General features: G+C 64.2%; 20 protein-coding genes. 15 read left to right on the top strand and 5 right to left on the bottom strand.

Features of this window, described 5'->3' with window-relative positions:
* The first annotated feature begins 83 nt into the window (after positions 1 to 83).
* The 13 genes from J4P02_RS06245 (at position 84) to J4P02_RS06305 (ending at position 11941) form a co-directional block, all read left to right on the top strand.
* The gene (locus tag J4P02_RS06245; RefSeq protein ID WP_426188711.1) at positions 84 to 383 is read left to right on the top strand and encodes a hypothetical protein; all 300 of its coding nucleotides are present in this window, start codon (positions 84 to 86) and stop codon (positions 381 to 383) included.
* A 224-nt stretch (positions 384 to 607) separates the two neighbouring features.
* Entirely contained in the window at positions 608 to 1873 is a 1266-nt protein-coding gene (urtA, locus tag J4P02_RS06250) for an urea ABC transporter substrate-binding protein (protein ID WP_426188712.1), read from the top strand.
* A gap of 147 nt (positions 1874 to 2020) precedes the next feature.
* The gene (gene urtB / locus J4P02_RS06255; RefSeq protein ID WP_426188713.1) at positions 2021 to 3523 is read left to right on the top strand and encodes an urea ABC transporter permease subunit UrtB; all 1503 of its coding nucleotides are present in this window, start codon (positions 2021 to 2023) and stop codon (positions 3521 to 3523) included.
* A complete protein-coding gene (gene urtC / locus J4P02_RS06260) occupies positions 3523 to 4602 on the top strand; it encodes an urea ABC transporter permease subunit UrtC (protein WP_426188714.1) in 1080 nt (359 codons plus the stop codon). The genes urtB and urtC overlap by 1 nt, the downstream gene beginning before the upstream one ends.
* Positions 4599 to 5459, top strand: a complete 861-nt coding sequence (urtD, locus tag J4P02_RS06265; protein WP_426188715.1) for an urea ABC transporter ATP-binding protein UrtD — start codon at positions 4599 to 4601, stop codon at positions 5457 to 5459. The genes urtC and urtD overlap by 4 nt, the downstream gene beginning before the upstream one ends.
* 143 nt (positions 5460 to 5602) lie before the next feature.
* Positions 5603 to 6301: an urea ABC transporter ATP-binding subunit UrtE gene (gene urtE, locus J4P02_RS06270; RefSeq protein ID WP_426188716.1), complete on the top strand. Its 699-nt coding sequence runs from the start codon at positions 5603 to 5605 to the stop codon at positions 6299 to 6301.
* A 31-nt stretch (positions 6302 to 6332) separates the two neighbouring features.
* Complete coding sequence (locus J4P02_RS06275) at positions 6333 to 7172, top strand: urease accessory protein UreD (RefSeq protein ID WP_426188717.1); 840 nt, start codon at positions 6333 to 6335, stop codon at positions 7170 to 7172.
* A 33-nt stretch (positions 7173 to 7205) separates the two neighbouring features.
* Entirely contained in the window at positions 7206 to 7508 is a 303-nt protein-coding gene (gene ureA, locus J4P02_RS06280) for an urease subunit gamma (protein WP_426188718.1), read from the top strand.
* Positions 7509 to 7517: 9 nt separating this feature from the next.
* Positions 7518 to 8051 carry a GNAT family N-acetyltransferase gene (locus tag J4P02_RS06285; RefSeq protein ID WP_426188719.1) on the top strand — a complete coding sequence of 178 codons (534 nt, stop codon included), beginning with the start codon at positions 7518 to 7520 and terminating at the stop codon, positions 8049 to 8051.
* Between the two features lie 7 nt (positions 8052 to 8058).
* Positions 8059 to 8592 carry a GNAT family N-acetyltransferase gene (locus tag J4P02_RS06290; protein WP_426188720.1) on the top strand — a complete coding sequence of 178 codons (534 nt, stop codon included), beginning with the start codon at positions 8059 to 8061 and terminating at the stop codon, positions 8590 to 8592.
* Entirely contained in the window at positions 8589 to 8894 is a 306-nt protein-coding gene (locus tag J4P02_RS06295; RefSeq protein ID WP_426188721.1) for an urease subunit beta, read from the top strand. The genes J4P02_RS06290 and J4P02_RS06295 overlap by 4 nt, the downstream gene beginning before the upstream one ends.
* Before the next feature lie 108 nt (positions 8895 to 9002).
* Positions 9003 to 10703, top strand: a complete 1701-nt coding sequence (gene ureC / locus J4P02_RS06300) for an urease subunit alpha (protein WP_426188722.1) — start codon at positions 9003 to 9005, stop codon at positions 10701 to 10703.
* 98 nt (positions 10704 to 10801) lie between these two features.
* Positions 10802 to 11941 (top strand): sensor histidine kinase, encoded by a 1140-nt coding sequence (locus J4P02_RS06305; RefSeq protein WP_426188723.1) that lies wholly within the window; start codon positions 10802 to 10804, stop codon positions 11939 to 11941.
* Positions 11942 to 12023: 82 nt separating this feature from the next.
* Here the strand turns inward: J4P02_RS06305 and J4P02_RS06310 are convergent, their stop codons facing one another.
* Both J4P02_RS06310 and J4P02_RS06315 read right to left on the bottom strand, forming a co-directional pair.
* Entirely contained in the window at positions 12024 to 12326 is a 303-nt protein-coding gene (locus tag J4P02_RS06310) for a chaperone modulator CbpM (protein WP_426188724.1), read from the bottom strand.
* 23 nt (positions 12327 to 12349) lie between these two features.
* Entirely contained in the window at positions 12350 to 13288 is a 939-nt protein-coding gene (locus J4P02_RS06315; protein ID WP_426188725.1) for a DnaJ C-terminal domain-containing protein, read from the bottom strand.
* A 297-nt stretch (positions 13289 to 13585) separates the two neighbouring features.
* Here J4P02_RS06315 and J4P02_RS06320 point away from each other — a divergent pair, with 297 nt between their 5' ends.
* Both J4P02_RS06320 and J4P02_RS06325 read left to right on the top strand, forming a co-directional pair.
* The gene (locus J4P02_RS06320; protein WP_426188726.1) at positions 13586 to 14851 is read left to right on the top strand and encodes an Hsp70 family protein; all 1266 of its coding nucleotides are present in this window, start codon (positions 13586 to 13588) and stop codon (positions 14849 to 14851) included.
* A 62-nt stretch (positions 14852 to 14913) separates the two neighbouring features.
* Positions 14914 to 15822, top strand: a complete 909-nt coding sequence (locus J4P02_RS06325) for a hypothetical protein (RefSeq protein WP_426188727.1) — start codon at positions 14914 to 14916, stop codon at positions 15820 to 15822.
* A 13-nt stretch (positions 15823 to 15835) separates the two neighbouring features.
* Here J4P02_RS06325 and J4P02_RS06330 read toward each other — a convergent pair whose 3' ends face one another.
* The 3 genes from J4P02_RS06330 to J4P02_RS06340 all read right to left on the bottom strand — a co-directional run bounded on the left by J4P02_RS06330 (position 15836) and on the right by J4P02_RS06340 (position 18322).
* A complete protein-coding gene (locus J4P02_RS06330; RefSeq protein WP_426188728.1) occupies positions 15836 to 16846 on the bottom strand; it encodes an AI-2E family transporter in 1011 nt (336 codons plus the stop codon).
* A 124-nt stretch (positions 16847 to 16970) separates the two neighbouring features.
* Entirely contained in the window at positions 16971 to 17843 is an 873-nt protein-coding gene (locus tag J4P02_RS06335; RefSeq protein WP_426188729.1) for a hypothetical protein, read from the bottom strand.
* An 11-nt stretch (positions 17844 to 17854) separates the two neighbouring features.
* Positions 17855 to 18322, bottom strand: coding sequence for a hypothetical protein (locus tag J4P02_RS06340; RefSeq protein ID WP_426188730.1), 468 nt, complete (start codon positions 18320 to 18322; stop codon positions 17855 to 17857).
* Between the last annotated feature and the right edge of the window lie 14 nt (positions 18323 to 18336).

An 18336-nucleotide genomic window follows, 5' to 3' on the forward strand; every position in this document is an offset into this window, starting at 1 on the left:
ACAAGCCATTGTGCGCCAGCCGGCTCCTACAACAGCCGCTCGTGGATTAAGATCTCGTCGGTCAATCTCAGAGGATGAGTCCCATGTTCAAAACCCTGTTCGCGGCATTGCTGCTCGGCACCTCCCTTGGCGCCCTGGCCGCTTCCTCGGCCGATGTCGCGAGGATCTACGGCAACATCCAGTTCGTCGACAGCTTCCCCGACTACAAGGTCAAGGTGGTGCATTCCTTTGCCGACCTGAAGGTGAAGCAGGTCAACTCCTTTGCCGACGCGCCAGGCAAGTGGAAGATCGTCAACAGTTTCCCCGATTACAAGATCCAGATCGTCGACTCCTTTCCCGATTTCACCATTGAATATGTCGACTCCTTCCCTGGCGTGAACTAAGCCCCGCCCGCAACCACCGCTGCCGCCTGGCGGCAGCACCAGAATGACGCACCCCGGCGCACCACCCTCGGTTCAAGGCTTCGTCTTGGGGCAGCGCCTGCCCTGCCCGCCCCGCTAAAACGACGTTTTCATGCGCCACGCCGACCCGGCACAGCCCTTGCAAAACCCCCTTCAGTAGTCCGCATCTGCCACCTGAAAAATCATGAGTTCATGGAGATCGCACAATGAAGCGTCGTAGCTTGCTCAAGGCTTTCACCCTCTCGGCATCGATCGCCGCGATGGGCATGACCTGGACCGTCCAGGCCGCCGAGACCATCAAGGTGGGGATCCTGCATTCGCTGTCGGGAACCATGGCGATCTCCGAGACCTCACTCAAGGACATGGCGCTGATGACCCTCTCCGAGATCAACGCCAAGGGCGGGGTCAATGGCAAGCTGCTGGAGCCGGTGGTGGTGGACCCGGCCTCGAATTGGCCGCTGTTCGCCGAGAAGGGCCGCCAGTTGCTGACCCAGGACAAGGTGGCGGTGGTGTTCGGCTGCTGGACCTCGGTGTCGCGCAAGTCGGTGCTGCCGGTGTTCGAAGAGCTCAACGGCCTGCTGTTCTACCCGGTGCAGTACGAAGGCGAAGAAATGTCGCCCAACGTCTTCTACACCGGCGCGGCGCCGAACCAGCAGGCGATCCCGGCGGTGGAATACCTGATGAGCGAAGACGGCGGCAGCGCCAAGCGCTTCTTCCTGCTGGGCACCGACTATGTCTACCCGCGCACCACCAACAAGATCCTGCGCAGCTTCCTGCATAGCAAGGGCGTGGCCGACAAGGACATCGAAGAGGTCTACACCCCGTTCGGCCACAGCGACTACCAGACCATTGTCGCCAACATCAAGAAGTTCGCCGCCGGCGGCAAGACCGCGGTGATCTCCACGGTCAACGGCGACTCCAACGTGCCCTTCTACAAGGAGCTGGCCAACCAGGGCCTGAAGGCCACCGAGGTGCCGGTAGTGGCCTTCTCGGTGGGCGAGGAAGAACTGCGCGGCATCGATACCAAGCCGCTGGTGGGCAACCTCGCGGCCTGGAACTACTTCGAGTCGGTGGATAACCCGGTGAACCAGAAATTCGTCGCTGCCTGGAAGGCCTACGCCAAAGCCAAGAACCTGCCGGGCGCCGACAAGGCGGTGACCAACGACCCGATGGAAGCCACCTACGTGGGCATCCACATGTGGGCCCAGGCGGTGGAGAAGGCCAAGACCACCGATGTCGACAAGGTACGCGAGGCCCTGGCCGGGCAGACCTTCGCCGCTCCTTCGGGCTACACCCTGACCATGGACAAGACCAACCACCACCTGCACAAGCCGGTGATGATCGGCGAGATCCAGCCCGACGGTCAGTTCAGCGTGGTGTGGCAGACCCAGGGCCCGGTCCGCGCCCAGCCGTGGAGCCCGTTCATTCCGGGCAACGACAAGAAGCCGGACTACGCGATGAAGAGCAACTGATCCACCCCTGAAATCATCCCTGTAGGAGCGAGCTTGCTCGCGATGAGGTCCGCAGGACCTCCAACGAAAACCGCGCGGCTGGCCGCTGCGCGGATCGCGAGCAAGCTCGCTCCTACGGGTTATCCGGGTGCTTTCAAGGACATCGATATGCCTACTGCCCTTTTTCGTTTGATCCTCGCCGGCCTGCTGTTGCTGCCATGGGCGGCCCAGGCCGGAGAGGCCGAAGATTTCGTCGCGGCCAGCCCCGCACAGCAGGCGCAGCTTCTGGAAAGCTGGGCCGCGCAGCCCGAACCAACGCGCCTCGAACTGCTCAATGCCTTGCAGCAGGGCCAATTGAGCATCGCCGGCGAAACCAAGGCCCTGCGCCTGAACAACCGCTTGCGGGGCCTGATCGACAGCGCCCTGGCCAGCCACCAACTGCTGAGTTCCGATGCCCAGAGCCGCCTGAACGCCGCCCGGCAGTTGCAGAAAAGCGCCAAGCCGGCGCAGCTGAAATTCCTCGATGCGCGGCTCGCCGCCGAGCAGGCCCCCGGTGTGCATGACGCCCTGAGCCTGGCCCTGGCGAACCTGCAACTGGTGGACAGCGACCCGGCGGTGCGCCTGGCAGCCGTGCGCCTGCTGGGGGAAAGCGGCGACCCGCTGGCCCGTACCCGCCTCGAAAGCCTGCTGCAGCCCGGGGTCGAAGCCGACGCCAATGTGCTCACTGCTGCGCAAACCAGCCTGGCCCAGGTCAAGCGCCAACTGCTGCTGGGGGAAGTGCTGGGCCAGGCCTTCAGCGGCCTGTCCCTGGGCTCGATCCTGCTGTTGGCGGCCCTGGGCCTGGCCATCACCTTCGGCTTGCTGGGGGTGATCAATATGGCCCACGGCGAGATGCTGATGCTCGGCGCCTACGCCACCTATATGGTGCAGCTGCTGTTCCAGCGCTACGCGCCCCAGGCCATCGAGTACTACCCGCTGCTGGCGCTGCCGGTGGCGTTCCTGGTCACCGCCGGCATCGGCATGGCCCTGGAGCGTACGGTGATCCGCCACCTCTACGGCCGGCCCCTGGAAACCCTACTGGCCACCTGGGGCATCAGCCTGATGCTGATCCAGCTGGTGCGCCTGCTGTTCGGCGCACAGAACGTCGAGGTGGCGAACCCAGCCTGGCTCTCCGGTGGCGTGCAGGTGCTGCCCAACCTGGTACTACCCTACAACCGCATCGTGATTATCGCCTTCGCGCTGTGTGTGGTGGCGCTCACCTGGCTGCTGCTGAACAAGACCCGCCTGGGCCTGAACGTGCGCGCGGTGACCCAGAACCGCAATATGGCCGCCTGCTGCGGCGTGCCCACCGGCCGCGTGGACATGCTCGCCTTCGGCCTCGGCTCGGGCATCGCCGGCCTTGGCGGCGTGGCCCTGAGCCAGATCGGCAACGTGGGGCCGGACCTGGGCCAGAGCTACATCATCGACTCGTTCCTGGTGGTGGTGCTCGGTGGTGTCGGCCAACTGGCCGGCAGCGTGCTGGCGGCCTTCGGCCTGGGCATCGGCAACAAGATCCTCGAACCGCAAATGGGTGCCGTGCTCGGCAAGATCCTGATCCTCGCGCTGATCATTCTGTTTATCCAGAAACGCCCCCAGGGACTCTTCGCACTGAAAGGACGGGTGATCGACTGATGAATCAACCACTGCTCATCACCGCTGCACAAAAAGCCGGCAGCAGAACCACAGTCGCCGTGGGCGCCCTGCTGCTTGCCGTGCTGCTGGCCCTGCCGCTGCTGTCGCTGCTGCCGGCGGACCACCCGCTGCACGTCTCAGCCTACACCCTGACCCTGGTGGGCAAGATCCTCTGCTACGCCATCGTCGCCCTGGCCCTGGACCTGGTCTGGGGTTATGCCGGGCTGCTGTCCCTGGGCCACGGCCTGTTCTTCGCCCTGGGCGGCTACGCCATGGGCATGTACCTGATGCGCCAGGCCGCCGGCGATGGCCTGCCGGCATTCATGACCTTCCTTTCCTGGAGCGAGCTGCCCTGGTACTGGGTCGGCACCGAGCACTTCCTCTGGGCCCTGTGCCTGGTGGTGCTGGCGCCCGGTTTGCTGGCCCTGGTGTTCGGTTTCTTCGCCTTCCGCTCGCGGATCAAGGGCGTGTACTTCTCGATCATGACCCAGGCCCTGACCTTCGCCGGAATGCTGCTGCTGTTTCGCAATGAAACCGGCTTTGGCGGCAACAACGGTTTCACCAACTTCCGCAGCATCCTGGGCTTCGGCATCACCGAGCCCGGCACCCGGGCGGCGCTGTTCCTGGCCACGGTGCTGCTGCTGATGGCCAGCCTGTACCTGGGCTGGCGCCTGGCCCGGAGCAAGTTCGGCCGGGTACTGACGGCCCTGCGCGACGCCGAGAATCGCCTGATGTTCTGCGGTTACGACCCACGGGGCTTCAAGCTCTTCGTCTGGGTGCTGAGCGCGGTGCTCTGCGGCCTGGCCGGGGCCCTGTACGTGCCCCAGGTGGGCATCATCAACCCCAGCGAAATGTCCCCCACCAACTCCATCGAGGCGGCGGTATGGGTGGCCCTGGGCGGGCGCGGCACGCTGATCGGCCCACTACTCGGGGCCGGCGTGGTGAACGGCATGAAGAGCTGGTTCACCGTGGCCTTCCCCGAATACTGGCTGTTCTTCCTCGGCGCGCTGTTTATCGGGGTGACCCTGTACCTGCCTAAGGGCGTGATTGGCCTGCTGAACAAACGAGGTGAACCATGAGAGTCACGGCAACGGCTGAGTTCATGCTCGAACCCATCCTCGAACCCAACAAGGACCCGGGCAGCAGCCGCGACGCCATCGGCCTCGGCCAGGCCGCCGGCCGGGGCCTGAACACCCGCCACGGCACCGTCCTGACCCTGGAGGGCATCAGCGTCAGCTTCGACGGGTTCAAGGCCCTCAACGACCTCAACCTGTACATCGGCGTGGGCGAGTTGCGCTGCATCATCGGCCCCAACGGCGCCGGCAAGACCACCCTGATGGACGTGATCACCGGCAAGACCCGGCCCACCCAGGGCCAGGCCTGGTTCGGCGAAACCCTGGACCTGACCCGCATGAGCGAAGTGCAGATCGCCCAGGCCGGCATCGGTCGCAAGTTCCAGAAGCCCACGGTGTTCGAGGCCCTGAGCGTATTGGAAAACCTGGAGCTGGCGCAGAAGGCCGACAAGTCGGTGTGGGCCTGTCTCGGCGCGCGCCTGAGCGACCAACAACAGGAGCGTATCCACCAGGTGCTGCAGACCATTCGCCTGAGCGCCTCGGCCCGGCGCCAGGCCGGCTTGCTGTCCCACGGCCAGAAGCAGTTCCTGGAGATCGGCATGCTGCTGATGCAAGACCCGCAACTGCTGTTGCTCGACGAGCCGGTGGCGGGCATGACCGACGCCGAGACCGAATTCACCGCCGAGCTGTTCAAGACCCTGGCCGGCAAGCATTCGCTGATGGTGGTGGAACACGACATGGGTTTTGTCGGCTCGATCGCCGATCACGTCACCGTGCTGCACCAGGGCAGCGTGCTGGCTGAAGGCTCACTGGAACAGGTGCAGGAAAATGAACGAGTCATCGAGGTCTATCTCGGACGGTAGGAGCGAGTCAGCGGCAAGTTGCAAGCTTCAAGCGGCAAGCGAGAAGCCCGAGCAAAAGCCAAAGCGCACACCGTCCCGCTCTTACTTGCAGCTTGAAGCTTGCAACTTATCGCTGATTTCCTGCCATTTCCCGGAGGGCGCCCATGCTACAGGTCCAACAGCTTCATCAGTTTTATGGCGGTAGCCACATCCTGCGGGGCCTGAGTTTCGAGGCGCGGATCGGCGAGGTCACCTGCCTGCTGGGGCGCAACGGCGTGGGCAAGACCACCTTGCTCAAGTGCCTGATGGGCCTGCTGCCGGCCAAGGAAGGCAGGGTCAATTGGCAGGGCCAGGCCATTACCGGCTACAAGCCGCACCAGAGAGTGCAGGCCGGTATCGCCTACGTGCCCCAGGGCCGGGAAATCTTCGGCCGCCTGACGGTGGAGGAAAACCTGCTGATGGGGTTGTCGCGTTTCGGCGCGCAACAAGCCCGCGAAGTGCCGGCCTTTATCTACGAGCTGTTCCCGGTGCTGCTGCAGATGAAACAGCGCCGCGGTGGCGACCTTTCCGGCGGCCAGCAGCAACAGCTGGCCATCGGTCGGGCCCTGGCCAGCCGGCCGCGGCTGCTGATCCTCGATGAGCCCACCGAAGGCATCCAGCCCTCGGTGATCAAGGAAATCGGCGCGGTGATCAGGCAGCTCGCGGCTCGCGGCGACATGGCAATTTTGCTGGTGGAGCAGTTCTACGACTTTGCCGCCGAGCTGGCCGACCAGTACCTGGTGATGTCCCGCGGGGAAATCATCCAGCAGGGCCGTGGCGAAAATATGCAGGCCGAAGGTGTACGCGGCCTGGTTAGGATCTAATCTGTAGCCTCCTAACGATAACCATTAAAAAATGAATTCACCTGCCACCACCGCCCTGTTCACCCCCAGCTGGCACGCCGAGCTGGAACTGGCCTATGGCCGCTGCGGCGCCACCACGCGCCCGCTGTTGCGCCGCCACCAGGGCCCGCTGCGGGTGCAGAAGCACCTGTACGCCGAAGGCCCCGAGGTGTGCCAGCACATCATCGTGCACCCGCCGGGCGGCATTGCCGGCGGCGACCGCCTGGCCATCAGCGCCCGGGTCGACAGCGGCGCCTGGGCCCAACTCACCAGCCCCGGGGCCGCCAAGTGGTACCGCGCCAATGGCCCGGCGAGCCAGGCCCTGAACCTGCAAGTGGCCGCGGGCGCGACCCTGGAATGGCTGCCCCAGGAGAGCATCCTGTTCAGCGCCGCCCAGGCCGAGCTGCGCACCCGCATCGAGCTGCAGGGCGATGCCCGGCTGTTCTACTGGGACATCGTCGCCCTGGGGCGCCCGGCCAGTGGCGAGCGCTTCCAACAGGGGCATTACCAGGCCCAGCTGGATCTGTACCGCGACGGCTGCCCACTGTGGCATGAACGCCAGCGCATCCAGGGCAACGACGGCCTGCTGGACTCGCCCATCGGCCTCGATGGCCAGCCGGTGTTCGCCACCCTGCTGGCCACCGGCGAAATCGATGGGCAACTGCTGGAACGCTGCCGCGCCCTGCAACATCCGGTGCGTGGCGACCTGAGCCAACTGCCGGGGCTGTTGGTGGCCCGTTGCCTGGCCGCCGAAGCCCTGCAGGCCCGGGCCTGGCTGATCGCCCTGTGGCAGCTGCTGCGCCCGGCGCTACTGGGCCGCGAAGCGCTGCCACCGAGAATCTGGAATACCTGACTTTTCAAACTGCCCCAATACGGACCGACCACGATGGACCTGACCCCACGCGAAAAAGACAAGCTGCTGATCTTCACTGCCGGCCTGGTGGCCGAACGGCGACTGGCCCGCGGCCTCAAGCTCAACTACCCGGAGGCCATGGCCTATATCTCCGCGGCGCTGCTGGAAGGCGCCCGCGACGGCCAGAGCGTGGCCGAACTGATGCACTACGGCACCACCCTGCTCAGCCGCGAGCAGGTGATGGAAGGCATCCCGGAGATGATCCCGGAGATCCAGGTGGAAGCCACCTTCCCCGACGGCACCAAGCTGGTCACCGTCCATCAACCCATCGTCTGAGGCCGTGCCATGACCTACCGCATTCGCGACGCGCTGCACGCCGATCTGCCGGCGATCCGCGACATCTACAACGACGCCGTGCTCAATACCACGGCGATCTGGAACGAGACACCCGTGGACCTGGGCAATCGCCAGGCCTGGTTCAGCGCGCGCCAGGCCCAGGGCTACCCGATCCTGGTAATAGTCAACGCCGAGGAACAGGTGCTCGGCTACGCTTCCTTCGGCGATTGGCGACCCTTCGACGGCTTTCGCCATACCGTGGAACATTCGGTCTATGTCCGCAGCGACCAGCGCGGTAACGGCCTGGGCCCGCAACTGATGCAGATGCTGTTGCAGCGCGCCCGGGAGGGCGGCAAGCACGTGATGGTGGCCGCGATCGAAAGCGGCAATGCCGCGTCGGTGCGCCTGCATGAGCGCCTGGGTTTCATCAGCACCGGACAGATGCCCCAGGTGGGCAGCAAGTTCGGACGCTGGCTGGACCTGACCTTCATGCAGCTGATTCTCAACCCTGGGGCGCAACCGCCGGCCCCGCTCAAGGAGTGATCTCTCGATGAACGCCGCCCAACTGCGCCGAGTCCATGGAGAAAGCTTTGCCCACTACCGCCAGGGGCTGATCGACCTGCTGTTCGATTCGGTCCAGCACGGTGCGTCCATAGGTTTTTTGGCCGACCTGGACGACAGCCAGGCCCGCACCTACCTCAGCAGCGTGCAGGCCGGGGTCGAGGATGGCAGCCTGCTGCTGTGGGTGGTGGTTGACGAGGAGAAGGTCCTGGCCAGCGTGCAACTGGCGCTGTGCATGAAGGCCAACGGGCGCAACCGCGCCGAGGTGCAGAAGCTCCAGGTACTGCACAGCGCCCGCCGTCGTGGCCTGGGCCAGCAGCTGATGGCGGCGCTGGAACAGGCCGCCCGCCAGCACAAGCGCGGCCTGCTGTACCTGGACACCGAGGCCGGCTCCGCAGCGGAGGAGTTCTACCGCTCCCTGGGCTACACCCGGGTCGGCGAGTTGCCCAACTACTGCCAGAGCCCGGACGGCAGCTACAGCCCCACCGCCATCTACTTCAAGACCTTGGGACAACCCCTATGATTCCTGGCCAGTACCAGATCCAGCCCGGCGAGATCGAACTCAATGCCGGCCGCCGCACCCTGACCCTGCACGTGGCCAACAGTGGCGACCGGCCGATCCAGGTCGGCTCCCACTACCACTTCTTCGAAACCAACGACGCCCTGACCTTCGACCGCGCCGCCAGCCGCGGCATGCGCCTGAATATCGCCGCCGGCACCGCGGTGCGCTTCGAACCGGGGCAGACCCGGGAAGTGCAATTGGTGGAACTGGCCGGCCAGCGCCGAGTGTTCGGCTTTGCCGGGCGAATCATGGGCGACCTCTGACCCCCGCCGCCGCCATCTGTAGGAGCCGGCTTGCCGGCGAAGAGGCCCCTGAGAGCGCCTTCGCTGGCAAGCCAGCTCCTACATGGCATGTTTTTCCAAGGAGCTGCTATGAAGATTTCCCGTGAGGCCTACGCCGATATGTTCGGCCCCACCGTGGGCGACAAGGTACGGCTGGCCGACACCGAGCTGTGGATCGAGGTAGAGCAGGATTTCACCACCTACGGTGAAGAAGTGAAGTTCGGCGGCGGCAAGGTGATTCGCGACGGCATGGGCCAGAGCCAGCTGCTGGCCGCCGAGGTGGTAGACACCCTGATCACCAACGCCCTGATCATCGATCACTGGGGCATCGTCAAGGCCGATGTCGGCTTGAAGGACGGGCGCATCGCCGCCATCGGCAAGGCCGGCAACCCGGATATCCAGCCCGATGTGACCATCGCCATCGGCGCCAGCACCGAGGTCATCGCCGGCGAGGGCATGATTCTCACCGCAGGCGGCATCGATACCCATATCCACTTCATCTGCCCGCAGCAGATCGAAGAAGCGCTGATGAGCGGCGTCACCAGCATGATCGGCGGCGGCACGGGACCTGCCACCGGCACCAACGCCACCACCTGCACCTCGGGGCCCTGGCATATGGCGCGCATGCTCCAGGCCGCGGACGCCTTCGCGATGAACATCGGTTTTACCGGCAAGGGCAACGCCAGCCTGCCTGAGCCCTTGATCGAGCAGGTCCGGGCCGGGGCCATCGGCCTCAAGCTGCATGAAGACTGGGGCACCACCCCGGCCAGCATCGACAACTGCCTGAGCGTGGCCGACCAGTACGATGTGCAGGTGGCGATCCACACCGACACCCTGAACGAGTCGGGCTTCGTCGAAACCACCCTGGACGCCTTCAAGGGCCGCACCATCCACACCTACCACACCGAAGGCGCCGGCGGCGGCCATGCCCCGGACATCATCAAGGCCTGCGGCTTCGCCAATGTGCTGCCCAGTTCCACCAATCCGACCCGGCCCTTCACCCGCAACACCATCGACGAGCACCTGGACATGCTGATGGTCTGCCATCACCTGGACCCAAGCATCGCCGAGGACGTGGCCTTCGCCGAAAGCCGCATCCGCCGCGAAACCATCGCCGCCGAGGACATCCTCCACGACCTCGGGGCCTTCTCCATGATCAGCTCCGACAGCCAGGCCATGGGCCGGGTCGGCGAGGTGATCACCCGCACCTGGCAGACCGCCGACAAGATGCACCGCCAGCGCGGCCCGCTGCCGGGGGACGGCCCGGGCAACAGCAACTTCAGGGTCAAGCGCTATATCGCCAAATACACCATCAACCCGGCGATCACCCATGGCATCAGCCATGAAGTGGGCTCCATCGAGGTGGGCAAGTGGGCCGACCTGGTGCTCTGGCGCCCGGCGTTCTTCGGCGTCAAGCCAAGCCTGATCCTCAAGGGCGGGGCCATTGCCGCCAGCCTGATGGGCGATGCCAATGCCTCGATCCCGACCCCGCAGCCGGTGCACTACAAACCGATGTTCGCCAGCTTTGGCGGCAGCCGTCATGCCACCAGCCTGACCTTTATCAGCCAGGCGGCGCTGGACGCCGGGGTGCCGGAACAGCTGGGGCTGAAAAAACGCATCGCGGTGGTCAAGGGCTGCCGCAACGTGCAGAAAACCGACCTGATCCACAACGACTACCTGCCGCAGATCGAGGTTGATCCACAGACTTACCAGGTCAGGGCCGATGGTGTGTTGCTGTGGTGCGAACCGGCGGATGTGCTGCCCATGGCCCAACGCTACTTTCTCTTCTAAGAGGCCCGTGGCCACTGGGCAGCGGCCGGTTTTGAAGCGGCGAATAAGGCGCTAAGATGCGTCTCGGTTTTCCACTCTGCCCAGTAAGGTAGCCGTCTATGCGCCTGTCCGATTTCATCGTGCAGCAGGTCGATCGCATCGTCGATCAATGGGAACAGTTCGCCAGGAGCCTGGCCCCCGACGCGGCAGCCATGACCCGCAGCGACTTGCGCGATCATGCCCGGTCCATCCTGCTGGCCGCCGCCCGCGACATGTGCCGCGCCCAGAGCCCAGGGCAGCAGGCGGCCAGGGCCAGGGGCGAGGGCCCGGAGCACAGCCCCGGCCTGGATGCGGCGGCCGCCTGCCATGGCCAGTTGCGCCACCACGTGGGTTTCGACCTGGTGCAGATGACCGCCGAATTCCGTCACCTGCGCGCCTGCGTGATTCGCCTGTGGGTCGCCGAAGCCCAATCCCAGGGCCCGGACAGCCTGCAGGACATGATCCGCTTCAACGAGGCCATCGACGAAGCCCTGGCCGAGTCCACCGCCGCCTATGCCGAGCAGGTCAGCCGTTCGCGGGATATCTTCCTGGCGATCCTCGGCCACGACCTGCGCACGCCGTTGCAGGCGGTGAGCATGTCCACCGAGATGCTGGCCCGCAAACTGGCCCTGGACGCCGAGGCCCAGGCCTATGTCGCACGGATCAAGAGCGGCACTCGGCACATGGCGGCCATGGTCAGTGATTTGCTGGAGTTCGTCCGCAGCCGCCTGGGCAACGGCTTGCCCATCGACCCGGCGCCCATGGACCTGGCCAGCGCCGCCAAGGCGGCCATGGACGAAGCCTGTGCCGGACAGCCCGAGTGCACCCCGCTGCTGAGTTTCGACGGCGACAGCCATGGCATCTGGGACCGGGCACGCATCGAGCAGATGCTGCAGAACCTGATCGGCAACGCCCTGCAGCACGGCGGCAGCCAACGCAGCGTAAGCCTGAGCATCAGTGGCACTGCCGAGCAGGTGCTGCTGACCGTGCACAACCAGGGCCCGCCGATTCCCGCTGCGGCCCTGGGCAGCCTGTTCGATCCGCTGGTGCGCAGCAGCGAGGAGGAATTGGGCACAACCAGCACCAGCCTTGGCCTGGGGCTGTTTATCGTCAAGGAAGTGGTGGACGCCCATCAGGGCAGTATCGAGGTCAGTTCCAATGCCAGCGAAGGCACCACCTTCACCGTGGTCCTGCCGCGCGTTTCACGCACCACCCTGTAGGAGCTGACCGGGCGGCGTTCCGCTTGCCAGCGAAGGCGCCGGTACAGATTGCACAAGACTCGAGGCAAGCCGGCTCCCGCGGTCAATCCAGCAGCAAGCGCCCCAGGCGCTGCTTGAGCATCTGGTTCTCGGCCCGCAGCTGGCGCACTTCGTCCAGCAGGTCCAGTGCCAGGGCCACGCCTTCCCATTCCAGGTCCAGGTCGTGGCGCAGCTTGGCCGCACGCTTGGCCAGAGCCACTTCCACATCGTTGAAACGCCAATCCCTGGGCTGCACGCCCTGAGGTTCGAGGATGCCGTGCTCGACGATCTCGATCACGTAGGCTGCCGGTAGCTCGGCCACCTCACAGAACTCTTGCATGTCCAGCTGAACGATCAGGGTGCTCATGATCAGCGCCTCCTAGTGTCGAATCAGAAATGTTCCCGAGGGTCGAACGCCGCCTTCTTCGCCAGTTGCTGCCACAAGGCCTTGACCTCGTCGCTGCTGTGCTTGGGCATCACCGCCTTGAGCTGAACGAACAGATAGCCGCGCTGGCCGTCCTTGTTCAGCAGGCCATGGCCCTTGGCGCGCATGCGCTGGCCGTTCTGGCTGCCGGCCGGGACCTTGAGGTTGATCTTGCCGGTCAGGGTCGGCACCGCCACCTCGGTGCCCAGCGCCAGCTCCCAGGGTGCCAGAGGCAGGGTGATGATCAGGTTCTCGCCTTCGACATCGAATTTCGGATGGGGCGCGAAACGGATGGTCAGGTACAGGTCGCCATTGGCCCCGCCGCCCACGCCCGGCGCGCCCTGGCCCTTGAGGCGGATGCGCTCGCCGTCGCTGACCCCGGCCGGAATCTTCACGTTCAGGCTCTTGCTGGTATTGCTCACATGCTGGCCAGCGGCATTGTATTGCGGCACCTGGAAGCTGATCTTCTTCGACTCGGTGGACAGGGTTTCCTCAAGAAAGATCGGCAGTTCCATGTCCACATCCTGTCCACGACGGCCGCTGCTGCGGCGCTGCTCCGGGCCGCCGAATCCTGGCCCCCGGTTACCAAAGATCGAACTGAAGAAGTCCGAGAAATCGCCACCGCCGGCGCCGCCAAAGCCGCCACGGCTCTGCCAGCCTGGTGGCCCCTGGAACGGCTGGCCATGCTGGCCATACTTGCGCAGCTCATCGTATTCGGCGCGCTTGTCGGCGCTTTTCAGCGCCTCATAGGCTTCCGAGGCGTCCTTGAACTTGGCCTCGGCATCCTTTTCCTTGCTGACGTCGGGGTGGTACTTGCGCGCCAGCTTGCGATAGGCGGCCTTGATCGCCTTATCGTCCGCCGTCGGCTCCACGCCGAGAATCTTGTAATAGTCTTTGAAGTCCATCGCGGGAATCACCATCCGTTATCAAAGTCGCGCGCGTGCAGCACAGCATGCTCGGTCTGCCGGCATGGGGATTGATCGGTCTCAATCCTCTGACTGAACGGCGCATCAGAAGTTTATCGGCAGCCGGCGGCAGTTCTTGCGAACGCCCAGGGCTTGCCAGGCTCATGCCTGCAAGTTTGGGGGTCAAGGATAGTCTTTCAAGGCACCTGTGCAGGTGATTTAGCAGATAGTCGGCCTTTGCAACGCTCCGGGACTGGCGTACGCTTCGCGGCCGTTTTTTGCACCGGATCCAGAGACATGAACAACGCCACCCCGGCCCGTGCCTGCGGCATTGACTTCGGTACCTCCAACTCCACCGTCGGCTGGCTGCGCCCCGGCGAGGAGACCCTGATCGCCCTGGAGGACGACAAGATCACCCTGCCCTCGGTGGTGTTCTTCAATATCGAGGAGCGCCGTCCGGTGTACGGTCGCCTGGCGTTGCACGAGTACCTGGAAGGCTACGAAGGCCGGCTGATGCGCTCGCTGAAGAGCCTGCTGGGCTCCAAGCTGATCAAGCACGACACCAGCGTGCTGGGCACCGCCATGCCGTTCAAGGACCTGCTGGGGCTGTTTATCGGCCAGCTGAAAAGCCGTGCCGAAGCCGCCGCCGGTCGGGAATTCGAGGAAGTGGTGCTGGGCCGCCCGGTGTTCTTCGTCGATGACGACGCCGCCGCCGACCAGGAAGCCCAGGACACCCTGGTGGACGTGGCGCGCAAGGTCGGTTTCAAGGAAGTCTCCTTCCAGTACGAACCCATCGCCGCGGCCTTCGACTACGAGTCCACCATCGAGCGCGAGGAACTGGTACTGATCGTCGACATCGGCGGTGGTACCTCGGACTTCTCCCTGGTGCGCCTGTCCCCCGAGCGCCGTGGTGTCGACAACCGGCATGACGACATCCTCGCCACTGGCGGCGTGCATGTGGGCGGCACCGATTTCGACAAACAGCTTTCGCTGGCCGGCGTAATGCCGCTGTTCGGCTACGGCAGCCGGATGAAAAGTGGTGCCTATATGCCCACCAGCCACCACATGAACCTGGCCACCTGGCACACCATCAACTCGGTGTACTCGCAGAAATCCCAACTGGCCCTGGGCAGCATGCGCTACGACATCGAGGACACCGGCGGCATCGACCGGCTGTTCAAGCTGATCGAACAGCGCGCCGGGCACTGGCTGGCCATGGAGGTGGAAGAGACCAAGATCCAGCTGACCCACGCCGACAACCGCCTGGTGCCCCTGGACCGGATCGAGCGCGACCTGAGCGTCGACCTGACCCGGGCGCTGTTCGAGTCGTCCATCGACAACCTGCTGGAACGCATCCGCACCAGCGTCAGCCAACTCTTGGCCGACGCCAATATCGCTGTTGGCCAGGTCGACACGGTGTTCTTCACCGGCGGTTCCAGCGGTATCCCGGCCCTGCGCCAGAGCGTGGCGGCGATGCTGCCCAATGCCCGGCACGTGGAAGGCAATATCTTCGGCAGCATCGGCAGCGGCCTCGCGATCGAGGCCAAGAAGCGTTACGGCTAGGAACCCCGCACCCGACGTTGGTCGCCCAGGGATGGAAATTTTTTTCGCAAGGAATCGAAACGATGAAGCTGTGCAAAGTGTTGCCCCTGCTAACCGCCCTGCTGCTGACCGGCTGCAAGGAAGACTTCATGTCCCTGCACTTCGAGCAGCCGGTGGGGTATCGGGGCGAACAGGTCAATGCCAAGGTCAGCACCCAGCTGAAGGAGGCCATCAGCTCCCGCGGCATCGCCCCTGAACAGATAGTGCTGGAGCTGGATGAGCAAGATTCCCGAGTGGTCCATCTGGCCCTCGACGGCGCGGTCAGCCCTGAGCAGCGGACGGCCCTGCGCGCCCTGTTCGACGAAGTCATCAAGGCGCGGGCGGCCAGCAGCATGGCCGTCGACCTGACACTCGCCACACAGCCCGGGGCGGCAGCTGCACAACCGATTCCCCTGGAGCTGGCCATCACCTCAGAGATACAGCTTTCAGCGCGCTATAAATATCTGGACCGGGCCATGGGCCTGTTCACCCAGAGCGGGGTGCCGGTGCAGATCATCTGCAGTATCGAGGGGCAACTCAAGGGCGAGCTGCCCTTCAAGGGGCTGAGCGTGCGGCAGATCCCCGAGCAATCGCCCGAGCATGTCTACCTCAATTACCGCACTCAGAACTTCCAAACCAAGACCATGCAGGCGCTGATGCAGGTCAAGGACGCGCAACTGCGCGAGAGCATGAGCAAAGGCGATATTCGCCTGTGGAGCGAAGAGCAGATCGCCGACGATCTGCTGCGGAGCAAGCTGCAACTGTCGATTGAAATCGGCAACCTGGGCGATCAGGTGCTGGCCGCCGACTTCAGTGCCGACAGCCGCCAAGGCACCTGGACCAGCGAATGTGCGAAGAAGATCGAGCACCTGGGCCGGCCCTTCTCCTTCCATATCGGCTCAGGCCTCGATCGCCTGCAGGCGGTGACCTATCAGGATCCCGAACGCAGTTGAGGCAAGACGGGGCTCAGACCAACCCCTGCTGCTTCAATTCGCTCTTCAGGTAGGCGTAGTAGATTGGCCCGGCCACCACGCCCGGCAGGCCGAACGCCGCTTCGAACACCAGCATCGCCAGCAGCAGTTCCCAGGACTTGGCACTGATCTGCCCGCCGACGATCCGCGCGTTGAGGAAGTATTCCAGCTTGTGGATAAAGATCAGGTAGCCCAGCGCCGCCACCGCCACCCAGATCGACAGCGACAGCCCGACAATGGTGATCAGGGTGTTGGAGATCAGGTTGCCGATCACCGGCAGCAGGCCGAGCAGGAAGGTCAGCACGATCAGGGTCTTGGTCAGCGGCAGCTTGACCCCGAACAGCGGCAGGATCAGCGCCAGGAAGATCCCGGTGAAGAAGGTGTTGAGCAGGGAGATCTTGATCTGCGCGAAGACGATGTTGCGAAAGGCCTGCACCAGCAGGTGCAGGCGATCGAACAGCGCCGCCGCCAGGGGCTTGCGCTTGGTCAGGTCGGGGATGCGCTGCAAGGCGATGATCGCCCCAAGCACCATGCCGATCAGCAGGGTCACGAACATGTGCGCGGCGTCCTTGCCCACCAGCTGCAACTCGCTCAGGTGCTTGCTGGCCCAGGCGCCGATGGCGGCCTGGAATTCGGCGGCGCTGGCCGGCAGGTAGGAGTCGAGGAACGGCGGCAACTGGCCCCGGGCCTTGTCCACCACCTGCATGAACTTGCCCAGTGACGCGCCGGGGTTCTCGGCTTCATGCAGGAGGAAGCTGATGGCCCCGGCGAACAACAGGGTCAGCAGGCTGACCACCAGGGTGCCAAGCAGGGCCACCGCCAGCCAGCGCGCGCGCCGCCCCTCGATCAAGCGCTGCAATTGCGGGGTGAGCATGTTCACCAGTTCGAACACCAAGAGCCCCGCCAGCAGGCTGGGTAACAGCCGCAACGGCAGCACCAGCAGCAAGCCGCCAAAGATGATGATCCAACTGATATACAACAGATGACGCTGTGAAAACGTTGGCATACAGCCTCAAGACAAACAGCGGGAAAAGACCGGCAGTCTGCCAGCCTTCACCGCCGAGGAATAGGGGCAAGCGCCGTAAGGACGCGGCTCCTGAGGGTGCCAGCGCCAGGTGGCAGGTTCCGCGTCAGTTGCTCTTGGCCGCGGGCACGGGGGCCGAAAGGTCGGGCAGCGGCACGTCATAGCCGCAGTAGTGCAGGCGGGTCAGGGTCAGGCGCTTGTCGGGGTAGTCATCGCCCCATTTCAGGTTCTGCTCGTAGCGCGATTTGACATGGGCACAAGCCTTCTGAATACCAGCTCGGGCCTTGGCCAGCACCGGTTCTGGCAGAGGGTTGATTTTCAGGCTCTGGAAGAGCGGCAGGATAAACACCTGATCCAGGTCGTAGCCCTTGCTTCCCAGGGGCAGGCGCTGGCCAGCATGCACATAGAAGGGTTGTTGCAGGCCGCTTTCCTGCTCCCAGCACCAGTACTTGACCTCATCCTCGAAAATGCCAACAGCGACCCCTTCCCAACGCTCGTAGATGCGCAGGCATTGGTGCCCCTGCATGCTCACCCAATCAATGCTGCTGGGTTTGACGCCGTGATAGGAGGGCAACGCCTGCCTGGCCAGCAAATCATCAAGAAAGGCCTGCTTCGGATAGAGCAAGCCATCCCCCCAGCCATCGAGAAAGCTGTTGACCCGCATATAGAGCGCGGAAGCCGTCACCTGAATGTCCCCATAGGAGAAAGATCCCGTGGTCCCAACAGACAGCGCATCACGGCCCTTTTCATAGTCGAACCCGCCGGTGATGGTTCCGCACCGCGAATGCCGATAAGGCCCGGGCAGATCGAAGGAATAGCGCTGCATCAGGGTGACCCGCTTCGCGCCTTCCTGGCAAAGCATGCGGGAGTCCAGGCGATCATTTTCATAGACCAGAGGGGGCGCCATGCAGCCGCTGATGCCCCCCAGCAGCCCAACGATCAAGGTGATTTCGATCCAGGCGCGAAGGCTCCTGGCCAACTCGAGCCAGCTCATTCCTTGTATTTGCTGATAAAGGAATATTTGACCCCCGCCGCTTCGGCGATGCCCTGCATTTCCCGCGCCTGTTCCGGCTCGCCGACAAACAACAGCCAGACCCGAGGAAACCGCTGATCGCTCAATGCGCCGCCGACAATCGCCTTGTCCAGGGCCGGGTTGGCTCCGTACATCAGGAACCGGCCGCTTGGGCTCGCGGAAACCTTGACGAACATGTCCCGCACATTGAAACGTTCAACCCCACCACCCGCCACAATCACCAGGCGATCGGGCAACACCCCGTGGCTGTTGATCCGCGTGGCCAACATCTGCAGCTCCTGCCCTTCGCCTGGTAGCGCTCCACTGCCGTCCTTGTGCAGCAGATCCGCGACCTCGGACAAAACCTGTTCGTCATCCTTACGCTGTGGTTGCGAAGCACAACCACTCAACACCAGCAGCAAGGCAATCCAAATCCACTTGTTCATGTACATCTCCCTAT

It is taken from the genome of Pseudomonas sp. NFXW11 (genome assembly GCF_049887815.1).
GTDB lineage: Bacteria > Pseudomonadota > Gammaproteobacteria > Pseudomonadales > Pseudomonadaceae > Aquipseudomonas.

Bases quoted from the DNA above. Each gene is read 5' to 3' on its own strand.
- J4P02_RS06245 (WP_426188711.1), top strand. From the start codon at position 84: ATGTTCAAAACCCTGTTCGCGGCATTGCTGCTCGGCACCTCCCTTGGC.
- J4P02_RS06340 (WP_426188730.1), bottom strand. From the start codon at position 18,322: ATGAACAAGTGGATTTGGATTGCCTTGCTGCTGGTGTTGAGTGGTTGT.
- J4P02_RS06285 (WP_426188719.1), top strand. From the start codon at position 7,518: ATGACCTACCGCATTCGCGACGCGCTGCACGCCGATCTGCCGGCGATC.
- urtA (WP_426188712.1), top strand. From the start codon at position 608: ATGAAGCGTCGTAGCTTGCTCAAGGCTTTCACCCTCTCGGCATCGATC.
- J4P02_RS06290 (WP_426188720.1), top strand. From the start codon at position 8,059: ATGAACGCCGCCCAACTGCGCCGAGTCCATGGAGAAAGCTTTGCCCAC.
- J4P02_RS06315 (WP_426188725.1), bottom strand. From the start codon at position 13,288: ATGGACTTCAAAGACTATTACAAGATTCTCGGCGTGGAGCCGACGGCG.
- urtC (WP_426188714.1), top strand. From the start codon at position 3,523: ATGAATCAACCACTGCTCATCACCGCTGCACAAAAAGCCGGCAGCAGA.
- J4P02_RS06275 (WP_426188717.1), top strand. From the start codon at position 6,333: ATGAATTCACCTGCCACCACCGCCCTGTTCACCCCCAGCTGGCACGCC.
- J4P02_RS06305 (WP_426188723.1), top strand. From the start codon at position 10,802: ATGCGCCTGTCCGATTTCATCGTGCAGCAGGTCGATCGCATCGTCGAT.
- ureC (WP_426188722.1), top strand. From the start codon at position 9,003: ATGAAGATTTCCCGTGAGGCCTACGCCGATATGTTCGGCCCCACCGTG.
- urtB (WP_426188713.1), top strand. From the start codon at position 2,021: ATGCCTACTGCCCTTTTTCGTTTGATCCTCGCCGGCCTGCTGTTGCTG.
- urtD (WP_426188715.1), top strand. From the start codon at position 4,599: ATGAGAGTCACGGCAACGGCTGAGTTCATGCTCGAACCCATCCTCGAA.
- J4P02_RS06295 (WP_426188721.1), top strand. From the start codon at position 8,589: ATGATTCCTGGCCAGTACCAGATCCAGCCCGGCGAGATCGAACTCAAT.
- urtE (WP_426188716.1), top strand. From the start codon at position 5,603: ATGCTACAGGTCCAACAGCTTCATCAGTTTTATGGCGGTAGCCACATC.
- J4P02_RS06320 (WP_426188726.1), top strand. From the start codon at position 13,586: ATGAACAACGCCACCCCGGCCCGTGCCTGCGGCATTGACTTCGGTACC.
- J4P02_RS06325 (WP_426188727.1), top strand. From the start codon at position 14,914: ATGAAGCTGTGCAAAGTGTTGCCCCTGCTAACCGCCCTGCTGCTGACC.
- ureA (WP_426188718.1), top strand. From the start codon at position 7,206: ATGGACCTGACCCCACGCGAAAAAGACAAGCTGCTGATCTTCACTGCC.
- J4P02_RS06310 (WP_426188724.1), bottom strand. From the start codon at position 12,326: ATGAGCACCCTGATCGTTCAGCTGGACATGCAAGAGTTCTGTGAGGTG.
- J4P02_RS06330 (WP_426188728.1), bottom strand. From the start codon at position 16,846: ATGCCAACGTTTTCACAGCGTCATCTGTTGTATATCAGTTGGATCATC.